Raw genomic sequence first — 14,722 nt, forward strand, 5'->3', positions numbered from 1 at the left:
TCAGTTACTGGCGAGTATTGCGTCATACCGGCCAGTAACTGACCACGGGGGCGGTTTGCCGACGGGTGCCCCGTCCGCTGCGGCAGGAGAGCTATTTCGATCAAGCAACGGACCCGGCGACTGCACCAGAATCAGCGGTATGACGAACAACTGCTGGTTCTGCACCGACGACCGCGGCACCGATGCCCCGCCGGGTGGCTGGTTCCTCGATGACGGCACCTGGCGCGCCGGCGCCGCGCCGCCGAGCATGGCCGCCGCCGGGACGGTGATCCTCGAAGCCCGTCGCCATGTCGTGGACCAGGGCGGGTTCGACGAGCACGAGGCGGCCACCTTCGTGCCCGTCGTCGGCGGCCTGCTGGCGGCGATGCGGACCGGCCTGGGCTGCGAGCGCGTCTACCAGTGGTCGACGATGGCCGCCTTCGAGCACTTCCACGTGTGGCTGCTGCCGTGGCGCACGTCCTCACTCCACGAGGGACCGGCACACCTGGTCGATGTCGTCCACCACCCCGCGTCCGATGCCGAAGCTGCCGAGGCGGCGGCCCGGGTCGCCGCCTCGATGGGAGTGCCGGCATGACACCCGCCATCCGACCGCTCGACGGGCAGATCGTGCTGATCGCCGGTGCCTCCCGCGGGCTGGGGCGTGCCTGCGCGATCGAATTCGCTGCGGGCGGAGCGTATGTCGTCTGCACCGGACGCAGCACCCGCGAGGCTCCGACTCACGCCGAGCCCGCCGACCTCACCCTGGAACGCACTCTGGAGGAGGTCGAGGCGCACGGCGGCACCGGCGAATGGCGGCGCTGCGATCACACCGACCCGGAGCAGGTGGAGGCGTTGGTCCGCGACCTCGTCGCCCGCCACGGGCGGATCGACATACTCGTCAACAATGCCTGGGGCGGGCACGACCACCACGACCCCGGTGGCGAGGAGGTCTGGGACGAGCCGATGGACCAGTTCCGCGCGATGCTGCTCGGCGGCGCCTACTCCGACTTCGTCACCTGCATGCTGACGCTGAAGCTCGCCATGGGACCGGCCGGCCACGGGCTGATCCTCACCTCCACCTGGCACACGCCGGAGCCGCCGGCGTGGTTGCCCTACGAGGCGAGCAAGGCGGCCAAGAACCGGCTCGTCTACGCGCTGGCCTATCACCTGCAACCCAAGGGGATCCCGGCGATCGCGGTCGCGCCGGGCTGGATGCGCACCGAGCTGATGGAGGCGAAGGTGCCCGCCGAAGAACTCGCCGGCAACACCGAGTCGCCGCACTACGCCGCGCGCGTGATGGTTGCGCTCGCGACGGACCCGCAGGTGCAGCGGTTCAGCGGTCAGGTCGTCGACGTGGGCCGGCTGGCCCTCGAGTACGGCGTGACCGACGTGGACGGGACCCAGCCGCAGCCCAACGCCGGCCGCTTCGAGCCGAGCCGGCCACTGCCGCCATACCCCACGCATTGACCCCGCGCCCCCGATCGAGTGGACCCAAAACCGAATGAGCGGACCCGAAATCCAGGCCGGATTTCGGGTCCGCTCAATGCGGGAGGGGTCCACTCGATCGGGAGTGGAAGGGCTCAGCGCTCGACGTCGCCCTTGATGAAAGCCTCGAGCTGTGCGCGGCCCGCGGTGTCCTCGCGCTGCTCCGGCGGGGACTTCATCAGGTAGGCGGCCGGGGAGAGCAGGGGGCCGCCGATGCCGCGGTCCTTGCCGATCTTCGCGGCGCGGATGGCGTCGATGATGATGCCGGCGGAGTTGGGGGAGTCCCACACCTCGAGCTTGTACTCCAGGTTGAGCGGAACGTCACCGAATGCGCGACCCTCGAGACGCACGTAGGCCCACTTGCGGTCGTCGAGCCAGGCGACGTAGTCCGACGGGCCGATGTGCACGTTGCGGCCGTCCTTGATGCCGGCCAGCGGACCGGTCAGGTTGGAGGTGACGGCCTGGGTCTTGGAGACCTTCTTGGACTCCAGGCGCTCGCGCTCGAGCATGTTCTTGAAGTCCATGTTGCCGCCGACGTTCAGCTGGTAGGTGCGGTCCAGCGTGACACCGCGGTCCTCGAACAGCTTGGACATCACGCGGTGGGTGATGGTGGCACCGACCTGGCTCTTGATGTCGTCACCGATGATCGGGATGCCGGCGTCCTCGAACTTCTTGGCCCACTCCGGGTCGGAGGCGATGAAGACCGGCAGCGCGTTGACGAAGGCGACACCCGCGTCGATCGCGCACTGCGCGTAGAACTTGTCGGCCTGCTCCGAACCCACCGGCAGGTAGGACACGAGCACGTCGACCTTGGCGTCCTTGAGCGTCTGGACGACGTCGACCGGCTCGATGTCGGACTCGGTGATGGTCTGGGAGTAGTACTTGCCGATGCCGTCCAGCGTGGTGCCGCGCTGCACGATGACACCGGTCGGGGGCACGTCGGCGATCTTGATGGTGCAGTTCTCCGAGGCGTTGATGGCCTCGGACAGGTCGAAGCCGACCTTCTTGGCGTCGACGTCGAACGCCGCAACGAACTCCACGTCCTTGACGTGGTATTCGCCGAACTTCACGTGCATCAGACCCGGCACGGTCGCCTCGGGCGATGCGTCCTTGTAGTACTCAACGCCCTGCACGAGCGAGCTCGCGCAGTTGCCGACGCCGACGATGGCGACGCGAATGGAACCCATTTCTACTCCTTGTCGGATTTTTCGCTGCGGCCGGAGGTTTGCTCCGGGAGATCTTCAGCGACCGGCTGCTCGGCTGGCGCCGCGGTGCCGGGGTTGGTGGTGCGGTATGCCGACCGCTCCGTCTCGATCAGCTCGGACAGCCAGCGCACCTCGCGCTCGGTTGACTCGAGCCCGTGGCGGTGCAGCTCGGCGGTGTATTTGTCGGTGCGCTCGCGGCGCTCGCGGGACTGCTCCCGCGAGGCGTCCAGGCGCTCCTCGAGCCGACTGCGGCGACCCTCCAGGATGCGCAGGCGCACATCGCTGGATGCTCGGCCGAAGAAGGCGAAGTGGACGTCGAAGTTCTCGTCCTCCCACGAGGCGGGACCCGTCTGGGCCATGAGCGTCTGGAACTGCTCCTTGCCCTCTGCGGTCAGCTCGTAGGTGATCCTGCTGCGCTTGCCGCCCAGCCCGCCGGCCGCGTGGTCGTGGTCGGACGCGGACCGCTCGGTGATCCAGCCGCGCTCGACCAGGCCGCGAAGCGCCGGGTAGAGCGAGCCGAACGACACCGCGCGGAAGGCGCCGAGCACACCGGACAGCTGCTTGCGCAGCTCGTAGCCGTGCAACGGTTGGTCGTGCAGCAACCCGAGGATCGCGAGCTCGAGTATGGCGCCGCGACGTGACATGCGAAGCCTCCTCGTCATCTCGTCGTCACCTGGATGTTGCCGCAAGCATACCTCATTCGATGTATCGGTTCGATACATCTACCGCACATAGCGTGTCGATGGTCTCGCGATTCCCGATCCCAAGCCGCGGCGGTTACCCTTCATCGGGTGACAGATGAGCAGGATGTGCCTTCGCCGGGCGAGGACGACAACGGCGATGCCACGGTCGGGGGATCGGGCGGGCGAGCAGGTATGACGCGCGCGGACGCGCCGGGCCGCGGCTCCGGCAAGGGCCGGCGCCCGAAGAAGGAGCACGGCCTGTTCTTCAAGGTGTTCTGGCGCACCGTGCTCGGCTTCTGCATCGTCGGGGTGATCGGCTTCGTCGCCCTCCTGGTCATCTACCTGCGCACGCCGATCCCGCAGCCGCAGGCGGACGCGGGCAAGCAGGTGTCGATCGTCTACTACAGCGACGGCAAGACCGAGCTGGGCCGGTTCAGCACGATCAACCGGGAGGACGTCAAGCTCTCCCAGGTGCCGGAGGTCGTGCAGCACGAGTTCCTCGCCGCCGAGGACCGCGACTTCTACAAGAACTCCGGCGTCTCGGTCAGCGGCACGCTGCGCGCGGCGTGGAGCACGCTGTCCGGTGGGCAGGAGCAGGGCGGCTCGACCATCACCCAGCAATACGTCAAGAACTACTTCCTGACCCAGGACCGGTCGGTCAAGCGCAAGGTCAAGGAGATCATGATCGCGCTGAAGATCGACCGGAAGTACTCCAAGGACCAGATCCTGCAGGACTACCTGAACAACATCTACTTCGGCCGCGGCGCCTACGGCATACAGGCGGCCTCGCAGGCCTACTTCGGGGTCGACATCGACAAGGTCGACGCCAGCCAGGGCGCCTTCCTGGCCTCGGTGATCAACGCACCCGGCCTCTACGACCCGCAGTACGGCGCGGCCGCCGAGGCCCGCGCCAACGCTCGGATGACCTACGTCCTGGACGGGATGGTCAAGGAGGGCTGGATGACGCCCGCCGAGCGGGCCAAACAACAGATGCCGGCGTTCAAGAAGTACAACCCCAACGCGGGCATCATCACCGGCCCGAACGGCTACATCGTCGCCGCCGTCCGCAGCGAGCTGCAGAACAAGCTCAAGCTGACCCCGGAGGACATCGACCGCGGTGGGCTGCGGATCACCACCACGATCGACAAGAAGTCCCAGCAGGCCGCCGTCGCCGCGGTCGACAAGAACGTCCCGAGCCAGACCGCGCGGCTGGACGCGCTGCACACCGGCCTCATCGCCGAGCAGCCGGACGGCGCGATCGTGGCGATGTACGGCGGGAAGAACATCGCCAAGGACGCGGTCAACTCCGCGACCGGGGCGCACCTGCAGGGCGGTTCGAGCTTCAAGGCGTTCGCGCTGACCGCGGCGCTGCAGGACGGCATGACGATGGACACGCAGTTCAGCGGCGCCTCCCCGTTGCTGTTGCCGGGCAGCGGCGGCAAGACCACCAAGGTCCTCAACGACAACGGCGAGCAGTTCGGCATGCTGACGTTGCAGCGCGCGTTCGCGGTCTCGTCCAACACGGCGTTCGTGCGGCTCAACCAGGCGCTCGGCACCGGCAAGACGCTGGCCGCCGCGCAGCAGCTCGGCATACCCGCCGATTCGCCGAGCATGGATCAGCCCTCCGACGTGGACGTGCTCGGGTATGCCGCCGTGCGGGTGATCGACATGGCCAACGCCTACAACACGATCAGCGCGCAGGGGAAGAAGGCCGACCCCTACTTCATCCGCAAGGTCACCAGCGTGATCGGCGACTACGGCTACACCGCGCACCCCGACCGGACGCAGGCGATCTCCAAGGACATCGCCGCCAACCTGGTCAACGGCATGACCGGTCCGCTCACCGACTACGAGGGCACCGCGCACCTGACCGCCGGCTTGCTGAAGCGCCCGGCGGCCGGCAAGACCGGCACCTCCAGCGGCTACAAGTCGGCGTGGTTCACCGGGTTCACACCCGACCAGCTCACCGTCTCGGTCGGGATGTATGCCGGCAACGGCACGAAGGCCGGCACCGTCGGCCTGGACAAGGCGACGCACAACGCGTCGTTCTACGGCGGTGACACGCCGGCGACGATCTGGCTGGACTTCATGAATGCCGCGCTCTCGGGCGAGCCCGTCGCCAAGCTGCCGAAGGCGCAGCACGTGAAGTCGAGCACGACGTACACGCCGACGCAGCAGCCGACCAGCACGAGCACCACCCCGTCGAGCACGCCCTCCAGCACCCCGTCGAGCTCGTCGTCCAGCTCGTCCAGCTCGAGCTCCAGTTCCAGCTCGACCACGGAACCATCGCCCACCACGACCACGACGGCCACCACCGAACCGCCGAGCCCGACCTCGTCACCGACGGTGACGCGGCCGAGCACACCCGTGGTCCCGCCGCCGATCAACCCCGGCGGCGAGTCGAGTTCCCTGGAGCCGCAGCCAACCTCGTGACGTCCCATACGTCCTACCCGTGGGGAGCGGTTGACGAAGGGGGCCGGTGTGGGGACGCAATGGTGGTTCGGAGCGATGCCATGGATCGTGGGGTGGGTGTGGATCATCCACGCCGTGCTGTCCTGGTACCGACCGCGGCGGATCGACCCGGTCGGCTGGTTGCTGCTCGCCGGGCTGCCGGTGGCGTCGCTGGTGATCCTCGTCGTGCAGAGCCGGCTGTATCCGCAGGGTGGTCGACCCGGGGAGGCGTTGCTCCCGCCGGGTTTCGACCTGGTGCTGATCGCCCTGGAGGTGGGCGGTTGCTGGCTGGTCGTGATGCTGCTCGAGAGTGTCCTGTCCGGGATCCGGCACCTCCGGCGCGCCGAACTGCGGCAGACGGTGTCGTGACCGCGGGCATCACCCACCCGCCGGCCAGCGTCGCGAGTTAGGCTCGCCGTCGTGCATTCGCCCACTCGTCTGACCGCCCCCAGCCGCGGGGAGGAGCCCGCGGCGCTCGCGTCCGAGATCATCGGCGGACCGGCCGGGCGGTTCGCCGCGATCGGCCGCCGCGGCTGGACGTATGCCGGGGCGATGCTCTCCGCGCTCGCGTCGGTGATGGTCGCGCTGGGCGTCATACAGAAGGGGCACTGCGTCGAGGACGGGTGGGGGTCGCCCGGTGCGTTGTGGCGGGCCTGCTACTCGGACCTGCCGGTCGCCGCAACCGGCGCGCACGGCGGCACGCCCTGGTCGGTCGGCGGCCCCGGCCACAACCAGCCGGTGCTGACCGCGATGCTGACCTGGATCGTCAACCAGTTCACCCCGTCGGGTGCCGGGCTGGCGGCCCAGCGGGTCTACTTCGCGCTGGGCGCCGTGGTCATCGTGCTGCTGGTGGCGCTGACCACGGTCGCGATCTCCTCGACGATGCGCACCACGCCGTGGCTCGCCGCCCATGTCGCGCTCAGCCCGGTGCTGATCACCGCGTCGCTGGTCTCCTTCGACATCCTCGGGGTGGCGCTGGCCACCGTCGGTATGGCGCTGTGGGCGCGCAAGCAGCCGCTCGCCGCGGGCATCCTGCTCGGCGCCGCCGTCATGTCCCGCACCTATCCGCTGGTGATCCTCGGCGCCATCGTGCTCATCGCGCTGCGCGACGGGGCACGGGACGCGGTGGTGCGGCTGCTGGCCGGAGCCGCCGGCGCGGTCGCGGTGTGCTTCGGCATCGCCTACCTGATGGGCGGCGACCCGCTGGACCCCTACCGGGTGTGGTGGCACGCGGACCCCGGGTACGGGTCGCTCTCCTATCTGCTCACCGTCGCCCACCACCCGCTGCCGGCGGCGTCCGCGTCGATCATCGCGGTGCTCGGCTGGGCGATCGCGTTCCTGCTCGGGCTCTACCTGACCGGCCGTCCCGCCGAACGCACCCAACTGGCCCCGCTCGCGCTCACGATGCTGGTGATCGTGCTGCTGACCGGCAAGTCGATGTCGGTGCAGAGCTGTCTGTGGGTGCTGCCGCTGATCGCGCTGGTCGGGCTGCGCTGGCGCGACCACCTGCTGTGGGCGGGCGCCGAGATCGTCTATTTCGTGATGGCCTGGTTGTTCATCGCCAGTCCGAGCAACCCGGCCAAGGGTATGCCGGGAGCGGCATACAGCTTCTTCGTGCTGATCCGGGCGATCGCGTACCTCGGCATCGCGTGGGCCTCGTGGGAGTCCGCCCAGGACCTGCCGCGCGATCCGGCCGAACCGTACAGTGCCCCGGTGACCGACGGCTGGGCGCTGGGCGAGCCCGCCACCGATTAACGCCGAGCGGCGGTTGGCGGATAAACTCGCCCACGGCCCATGCCACACCCCTCTGTCGGGGGTGCCCGGCATACTCACTGCAAACACCGGAAGCGGTGCGACCAGGGGGTGCGGGCCACGCTGCGACCCTCCTGTCACGGAGAGACCGTGACCGCTTGAGACCGAAGGAGGTGGGTTAACGCATGCGTCAGTACGAATTGATGATCATCATCGACCCCGAGCTCGACGAGCGCGTTGTCCAGCCCACGCTGGACAAGATGCTCAAGGTCGTGACCGCCGAAGGCGGCAAGATCGACAACACCGACATCTGGGGTCGTCGCCGTCTTGCGTACGACATCAAGAAGAAGTCCGAAGGCATCTACGCCGTTGTGACGATGACCGCCGAGTCGGCTACCGCCAAGGAGCTCGACCGCCAGCTGTCGCTCAACGAGCAGGTCATGCGCACCAAGCTGCTGCGCGTGGACGCCTGAGGATCGCAACCAACCTCTAGGGAGCTCAGACATGGCCGCAGGCGACACGCCCATCACAGTCATCGGCAACCTGACCCAGGACCCGGAGTTGCGGTTCACCCCGTCAGGGGCGGCCGTGGCCAACTTCACCGTTGCGTCGACTCCGCGCTTCATGGACCGTCAGACCAATGAGTGGAAGGACGGCGAGACGCTCTTCATGCGCTGCTCGGTCTGGCGGGAGGCGGCGGAGAACGTCGCCGAGTCGCTGGTCCGCGGGTCGCGGGTGATCGTGTCCGGTCGGCTGAAGTCCCGCTCGTGGGACGACAAGGAGACCGGTCAGAAGCGCACCACCATGGAGCTGGAGGTCGACGAGGTCGGCCCGTCCCTGCGTTACGCAACCGCGAAGGTCAACAAGACCCAGCGCGGCGGCGGCCAGGGTGGTTTCGGCGGCGGTGGCCAGCAGGGTGGCGGCTTCGGCGGCAACTCGGGTGGCAACTCCGGCGGTGGCTTCGGTGGCGGACAGCAGTCCGACCCGTGGGCGACCGGCGGCCAGGGCGGCCAGCAGGGCGGGGGCCAGCAACAGCAGGCTCCGCAGTCCGGTGGCGGCCAGGGTGGCTGGAGCACCGGCCCGTCCTACGACGAGCCCCCTTTCTGAGGTCCTTGAGCAGCCCGAGGCGCTAGCCGAGGGCGTGTCGAAAGGACCGTCATACAACTCAAGAACAACCCCATCCCGAGTTCCGGCTCGGGCTCTCGGAAACGAAGGAGAGCACCACGATGGCTAAGCCCGTCATTCGCAAGCCCAAGAAGAAGGCCAACCCGCTGAAGCTGGCCAAGGTCGAGACGATCGACTACAAGGACGTCGCGCTGCTGCGCAAGTTCATCAGCGACCGTGGCAAGATCCGCGCCCGTCGGGTCACCGGCGTCTCCGTGCAGGAGCAGCGCCTCATCGCCACCGCGGTCAAGAACGCCCGCGAGATGGCCCTGCTGCCCTACTCCTCGTCGGCGCGCTGAGAAAGAAGACAGTTATGAAGATCATTCTGACTCACGAGGTCGCCGGTCTCGGCGCTCCCGGTGACGTGGTCGAGGTCAAGGACGGTTACGCCCGCAACTACCTCCTGCCGCGCAAGCTGGCGACGCCGTGGACCAAGGGCGGCCAGAAGCAGGTCGACGCGATCACCAAGGCGCGAGCCGCCCGCGCGGTGCAGTCGCTGGAGCAGGCGCAGTCGCTCAAGGGCAACCTCGAGTCGTCCGTCGTGACCCTGTCGGCGCGTGCCGGCCAGTCCGGTCGCCTCTTCGGCGCCGTGACCACCGCCGAGATCGCGGACGCGGTCAAGGCCGCCGGTGCCGGTGCCATCGACCGCCGCACCGTGCAGGTCGCCAAGCCGATCCGCAACGTCGGCAACCACGAGGTCAGCGTCCGGCTGCACCCCGAGGTCGAGGCCACGGTGAAGCTGTCGGTCGTCGCCGCCAAGTGACGCGCTGACTTTAGGCAGCATCGAGAGCCGGTCGCCCCGTGTGGGGTGGCCGGCTCTTGGCGTGTGCGGCCCGTTCATAGGTCCCCCCGGTGGGGACGTGTGACCGGCGGGTTTCGGGGTGCTGGCCGCTCATGAGTCCCCCCAGTGTCGACTTGTGCGCGGTCCGGGGCGGCAAGCCGCTCATAGGTCCCCCCGGTGGGGACGTGTGACCGGGTTTCGAGGTGCTGGCCGTTCATGAGTCCCCCCGGTGTCGACTTGTGCGCGGTTTGGGGCGGATAGCCGTTCATAGGTCCCCCCGGTGGGGACGTGTGACCGGGCTTCGAGGCGCGCACCGGCGAAGGCGTCCCGAAGTGACGACGGTCGGTCCGTGGGAACGGCGTTGGGCCGGTATGGCGTCCCGAAGTGACGACGGTCGGCCTTTCGGCCCGCGGGAGGCTGCCCGTCCGGCCCCAGCCCGCGCCCGTCCGCACAGCTAGCCCCGCCGCACCCAGCCGCCGCGGCACCCGCCGCCACCCACCCTCAGACGCCGGTCACCATCCACCGCCCGGAGCGCGCCCGCAGGCCCAGCGCGACCAGCCGGAACACCATGAACCCGGTGAACGCCCACCACAGCATCATCAGCGCATGCGCAGCCCCGGCGGCGCGCAGCGAATCGGCGTGCACGTGCACCAGCCAGAGCAACGGCAGGTATGCCGCCAGCACCGCTACCTGCAACCACGCGAGTGCGGTGCCGTCGCCGGCTCCGATGAGCACCCCGTCGAGCACGAAGACCAGCCCGGCGACCGGCTGCCCGACCGCCACGATCAGCAACGCCACCCCGAGCGCGTGCCGCACGTCCTGATCGGTGGTGAAGATCAGCGGCAGCACAGTGTGCGTTGCGGCGACGAGCGCGCCGAGCACGACGCCCATCCACCAGCCCCACCAGAGCATCAGCCGGGTGGCGGCCCTGGTCCCGTCGACGTCGCGGGCGCCGAGGGTGTGGCCGGTGATCGCCTGGGCGGCGATCGCGAGCGCGTCGAGCGCGAACGCGAGGAAGCCGAACACCGTCATCGCGACCTGGTGCGCCGCCAGTGGCACGTCACCGAGTTCGGTGGCGACCCAGGTGCTGGCCAGCATCGCGCCGCGCAGCGCGAGGGTGCGCACCAGCAGCGGCATACCGAACCGGGCGGCCGCCAGCACGCGTCCGGGGTGCGGCCGCAGACTGGTCCCGAGGCGGTGCGCGCGCCGCAGCACCACGATGAGCAGCCCCGCGGCGAGCCCGCTCTGTGCGAGCACGGTGCCGAGCGCGGATCCGGCGATGCCCATGCCGACCGGGTAGACGAGCACCAGGTTGAGCAGCAGGTTGGCCCCGAAGCCGGCGGTGGCGCCGATCAGCGGGGTGCGGGTGTCCTGGAACCCGCGCAGCACCCCGGTCGCGGCGAGCACCGCGAGCATGCCCGGTATGCCGAACGCGCTGATCCGCAGATAGATGGTGGCCTCGTCCGCGACCTGGGCGGACGCACCGAACAGGTCGCAGATCGGCCCGGCGAACACCGCCACGACGATCGCCGTCGCCGCGCCGAGCACCACCGACAGCCAGATGCCGTCGACACCGGCGCCGACGGCCGCGGACTCCTGGCCGGCCCCGAGCCGGCGCGCGACGAGCGCCGTGGTGCCGTAGGCCAGGAAGACGTAGATGTTGGCCGCGGTCAGCAGCGCGGCGCTGGCCACGCCGAGGCCGGCGAGCTGGTCGGTGCCCAGATGCCCGACGATCGCCGAGTCGCCCAGCAGGAAGAGCGGTTCGGCCACCAGGGCGAGGAACGCCGGGACGGCGAGCGCCAGGATCTGCCGGTGCGTGGACGTGGCTGGGGTGCCTGGTGTGGCGGGGGTGACGGGCACCCGACCAGGGTATGGCGCCACGGCGGCTATCGTCGCGCCCGATCGAGGGGCGACATGGACGCATTCGTCTCGCCATACAAGATGTGGATATCTCACATTTCAGACGCACCGAAAACTCGGATGAGCGGTCGTGAGCGATGGAAGGGGCGGTCCGTCATTCCGCGGCATTCCGCGGAATATCACGAAACGGTCACGGCACCCGCGCGCGCGACACGCCGAGGTCGCGGCTGAAGCTCGCTGAACAGTTGTCCACAGATCTGCTGGTTCGACTTTGGTATGGCGCGCGCGTACGTCATAGTCGGTGACCGTGCCACCGGCGATTCGGGGAGTCGGCTGCACAACCTGGGTGGGGTCGAACGGTCCCGGGGCAACGGCGCCCGCACCCACTGTTGTCATTGCAGTCCATCTGAAGGGTCCCTGGATTCATGGGTTCGTACTCCCCGCGCCATTTGCAGCGTGAGTCGAAAGTTCTGAACAAGGTCGGCCGTCGAGGCGTGGCAGTGGCCGCTGCCGGCGCCGTCATCGTCCCGCTGGCGGGCATGGAGAGCGCCTCGGCCGCTCCCGCCTCCGGTTTCGCGCAGACCGCCACACATGCTGCAGCCGTGAGCAACACCCCGGCGATCAGCCACCTGCCGTCCACGGTCCGCATCGGCCCGACGGTCCGCTACGGCTCGCGCGGCTACGCGGTGAAGGTCGTGCAGCGCAAGCTCGGCGGCCTGGTCGTCGACGGCATCTTCGGCAAGCTCACCCGGGCGAAGGTCAAGGCGTTCCAGCGCAGGCACCACCTGGTCGCCGACGGCATCGTCGGTCGCTACACCTGGACCGCGCTCGGCGGCTACCCGGCGGCTCCCAAGCCCAAGCCGAAGCCCGCACCGAAGTCGAACTCGTCCGTGGTCAGCATCGCGATGAGCCTGCGTGGCGTGCCCTACCGCTACGGCGGCGCTTCGCCGTCGGGCTTCGACTGCTCGGGCTTCACGTCCTACGTCTACCGGCGTGCCGGCATCAGCATCCCGCGCACCGCGTCGGCCCAGGCGGCCCGCGCCACGCGCGTGTCCTCGCCCCGTCCGGGCGACCTGGTCTTCTGGGGCTACCCGGCCTACCACGTCGCGATCTACATCGGCGGTGGCAAGATCATCGCCGCCCGCCGCCCGGGCACCGTCGTGGGCGTGCAGAACCTTTGGGGCAGCCACTACTTCGGCCGCATCTGAGGTCCCTCGTCGATCAACGGCTCCTGCCGGCCCTCACGGGTCGGCGGGAGCCGTTTCGTATGCCGGCAGGTGTGCCGGCTCCCGCAGCCCGACCACGCCCCGTACGGCGCACCTTGCGATCCGGGCACGATTTCCGGGATTGACCTCGCCACCGGACCACGCGGCGCTACTCTGCACTCAGGTCGACGAGCGGGCCTGACGGGCGGCGCTCGGCGACAGGCCATCGTTCCGCTGCCCCGACGTCTCGTCATACAGCAGCCTCCGCGTCTCGCATCGTGAGATATCCCGGAAAAAGTTTCCATTCGGCGTGTCGTTCGAACGTTTTCGGGGTCACCGGTGTTACAAGCCGCGCTGACGCGGCGTGCATCGTTGAAATTGCAACGCGGCGACCCACGCGCGCCATGAATGGCCTCAAATCACACAAGCCACACGAGTCACACCCGTCACGAGGGCCCAATAACCCTCAGATTTCGCGTCTTTCACAGGTTCGGGAGCCCCGGCATAGTGCTGCAGGTGCAGCGCCTTCTTCGGGGAAGGAGTAGGCGACATCGGGGGATGACACGGCACGCGTGTCATCCCCTTGCGCGTGTTTACGGACCGGACGAGTACGCGAGAGGGTCAGATGACCACGATTACTACTCCTAGACATCGCAAACCACGGCCTGGCTTATCCGCCAAGGTCGCCCCGGCGATCACGTCCCGCAAGGGCCTGGTGGTGACGGGAACGCTGTTGAGCGTCCCGGCGACCGCAGCCAGCCTCGTGCAGGCCGCACCGTCGTTTGCCGATCCCAGTGGGGGAAATACAGGAGGTTCAGGACAGGGCAGTACACCAGCAGCCTCAGGCAGCACCGCGACCGCGGCGGCCTCGGGTACCCGCACGGCGGCGTCGCCGTCGTCGGTCGTCTACCTGCGGTACGGCTCGACGGGCAGCTACGTGAAGGTCGCGCAGCAGCGACTGGGCGGGTTGGCCGTCGACGGCATCTTCGGCTCGCTGACGCTGGCGAAGGTGAAATCTTTCCAGCGCAGCAAGGGGCTGGCGGCGGACGGGGTCATCGGACCGCTGACCTGGGATGCGCTGGGTGGCTTCCCGGGTTCGACCACGCCGCCGACCGACCCCACCCCGACCCCGACGCCGACGCCCTCGTGCACGGTGCAGGTGTTGCGCTACGGCTCCACCGGCGCCAACGTGAAGATCGCCCAGCAGCGGCTGGGTGGTCTTGCGGTGGACGGCATCTTCGGCGCGGACACGCGGACGAGGGTGAAGTCGTTCCAGGGCACCAAGGGCCTGGCGGTGGACGGGGTCATCGGCCCGGCGACCTGGGCCGCGCTGGGTGGTTTCCCGTGCGGCTCCGGCGGCGGGACCGACCCGACCCCGACCCCGCCGCCGCCGTCGACCGGCACCGACAAGGGTGTCGACGCGGTGGTGCCGATCGCGAAGAAGTACCTCGGCATCCCGTATGTCTGGGGCGGTTCGACGCCGTCGGAGGGTTTCGACTGCTCGGGGCTCACGTCCTACGTCTACAAGCAGGCCGGCCTCTACATCCCGCGGACGGCCAGCCAGCAGCAGGCGTACATGAAGAAGACCACCAACCCGCAGCCGGGTGACCTGGTCTTCTTCGGGTCGCCCGCCTACCACGTGGGCATCTACGTCAGCCCCGGCATGATGATCGCGGCACCGGTCCCCGGTGACGTGGTCAAGCTGCAGACCATCTGGACGACGCCGTCCAACTACGGCACGCTGCGCTGACACACCGGACTCACGGTCCAACGCGGCCACGGTCACCCCGCGGGGAGGCCGTGGCCGCGTTTGTGTGTATGCCGGCTGTCGGCCCGCGGTGGCCAGGAGCCATGTGCGGTGGAGACTCGGCCCGGCGGAGGTGAATTGCGGTGGCCGAGTCGGGCTGGGGGAGCGCAGCGGAGGAGGTCCGGATCGAGGTCCCGCTGGGTGAGCGATATGGGTGGCCGCGTCGGCCCGGCTGAGGTGAATTGCGGTGGCCGAGTCGGGCCGGGGGAGGTGGATTGCGGTGACCGAGTCGGGCCGGGGGAGGTGGATTGCGGTGGCCGAGTCGGGCCGGGGGAGGTGGATTGCGGTGGCCGAGTCTAAGGATGGGGGAGCGAAGTGCGGTGGCCGAGTCGGGCCGGGGGAGCGCAGCG

14 protein-coding genes are annotated in these 14,722 nt (G+C 69.0%); 11 read left to right on the forward strand and 3 right to left on the reverse strand.

What is annotated here, in order from left to right:
• The first annotated feature begins 139 nt into the window (after nucleotides 1-139).
• On the forward strand, nucleotides 140-574 hold the full coding sequence (locus FHU39_RS18395; RefSeq protein WP_183322158.1) for a hypothetical protein: 435 nt from the start codon (nucleotides 140-142) through the stop codon (nucleotides 572-574).
• A complete protein-coding gene (locus FHU39_RS18400; RefSeq protein WP_183322159.1) occupies nucleotides 571-1,446 on the forward strand; it encodes an SDR family NAD(P)-dependent oxidoreductase in 876 nt (291 codons plus the stop codon). The genes FHU39_RS18395 and FHU39_RS18400 overlap by 4 nt, the downstream gene beginning before the upstream one ends.
• Nucleotides 1,447-1,559: 113 nt before the next feature.
• Here FHU39_RS18400 and FHU39_RS18405 read toward each other — a convergent pair whose 3' ends face one another.
• Both FHU39_RS18405 and FHU39_RS18410 read right to left on the reverse strand, forming a co-directional pair.
• Nucleotides 1,560-2,651, reverse strand: coding sequence for an inositol-3-phosphate synthase (locus tag FHU39_RS18405; RefSeq protein ID WP_183322160.1), 1,092 nt, complete (start codon nucleotides 2,649-2,651; stop codon nucleotides 1,560-1,562).
• A 2-nt stretch (nucleotides 2,652-2,653) separates the two neighbouring features.
• Complete coding sequence (locus FHU39_RS18410) at nucleotides 2,654-3,313, reverse strand: PadR family transcriptional regulator (RefSeq protein WP_183322161.1); 660 nt, start codon at nucleotides 3,311-3,313, stop codon at nucleotides 2,654-2,656.
• 147 nt (nucleotides 3,314-3,460) lie between these two features.
• On the opposite strand from FHU39_RS18410, the gene FHU39_RS18415 reads away from it, so the two are divergent.
• From FHU39_RS18415 to rplI, 7 genes are all read left to right on the forward strand, one after another.
• Nucleotides 3,461-5,785, forward strand: coding sequence for a transglycosylase domain-containing protein (locus FHU39_RS18415; protein ID WP_183322162.1), 2,325 nt, complete (start codon nucleotides 3,461-3,463; stop codon nucleotides 5,783-5,785).
• A 75-nt stretch (nucleotides 5,786-5,860) separates the two neighbouring features.
• Complete coding sequence (locus FHU39_RS18420; RefSeq protein WP_183322163.1) at nucleotides 5,861-6,172, forward strand: hypothetical protein; 312 nt, start codon at nucleotides 5,861-5,863, stop codon at nucleotides 6,170-6,172.
• A 51-nt stretch (nucleotides 6,173-6,223) separates the two neighbouring features.
• The gene (locus FHU39_RS18425) at nucleotides 6,224-7,558 is read left to right on the forward strand and encodes a glycosyltransferase 87 family protein (RefSeq protein ID WP_183322164.1); all 1,335 of its coding nucleotides are present in this window, start codon (nucleotides 6,224-6,226) and stop codon (nucleotides 7,556-7,558) included.
• Nucleotides 7,559-7,740: 182 nt separating this feature from the next.
• Nucleotides 7,741-8,028, forward strand: a complete 288-nt coding sequence (rpsF, locus tag FHU39_RS18430; protein WP_183322165.1) for a 30S ribosomal protein S6 — start codon at nucleotides 7,741-7,743, stop codon at nucleotides 8,026-8,028.
• 31 nt (nucleotides 8,029-8,059) lie between these two features.
• Nucleotides 8,060-8,662 carry a single-stranded DNA-binding protein gene (locus tag FHU39_RS18435; protein WP_183322166.1) on the forward strand — a complete coding sequence of 201 codons (603 nt, stop codon included), beginning with the start codon at nucleotides 8,060-8,062 and terminating at the stop codon, nucleotides 8,660-8,662.
• A gap of 119 nt (nucleotides 8,663-8,781) precedes the next feature.
• Nucleotides 8,782-9,018: a 30S ribosomal protein S18 gene (gene rpsR, locus FHU39_RS18440; RefSeq protein WP_123272507.1), complete on the forward strand. Its 237-nt coding sequence runs from the start codon at nucleotides 8,782-8,784 to the stop codon at nucleotides 9,016-9,018.
• Nucleotides 9,019-9,032: 14 nt separating this feature from the next.
• Nucleotides 9,033-9,482: a 50S ribosomal protein L9 gene (gene rplI, locus FHU39_RS18445; RefSeq protein WP_183322167.1), complete on the forward strand. Its 450-nt coding sequence runs from the start codon at nucleotides 9,033-9,035 to the stop codon at nucleotides 9,480-9,482.
• A gap of 519 nt (nucleotides 9,483-10,001) precedes the next feature.
• Here the strand turns inward: rplI and FHU39_RS18450 are convergent.
• Nucleotides 10,002-11,360, reverse strand: a complete 1,359-nt coding sequence (locus FHU39_RS18450; protein ID WP_343065993.1) for an MATE family efflux transporter — start codon at nucleotides 11,358-11,360, stop codon at nucleotides 10,002-10,004.
• A gap of 425 nt (nucleotides 11,361-11,785) precedes the next feature.
• Here FHU39_RS18450 and FHU39_RS18455 point away from each other — a divergent pair, with 425 nt between their 5' ends.
• Nucleotides 11,786-12,568, forward strand: coding sequence for a C40 family peptidase (locus FHU39_RS18455; protein WP_183322168.1), 783 nt, complete (start codon nucleotides 11,786-11,788; stop codon nucleotides 12,566-12,568).
• A gap of 715 nt (nucleotides 12,569-13,283) precedes the next feature.
• A complete protein-coding gene (locus FHU39_RS24790; protein WP_221185677.1) occupies nucleotides 13,284-14,315 on the forward strand; it encodes a peptidoglycan-binding protein in 1,032 nt (343 codons plus the stop codon).
• Nucleotides 14,316-14,722 lie beyond the last annotated feature (407 nt).

The sequence above is a fragment of the Flexivirga oryzae genome (genome assembly GCF_014190805.1).
GTDB classification, from domain to species: domain Bacteria; phylum Actinomycetota; class Actinomycetes; order Actinomycetales; family Dermatophilaceae; genus Flexivirga; species Flexivirga oryzae.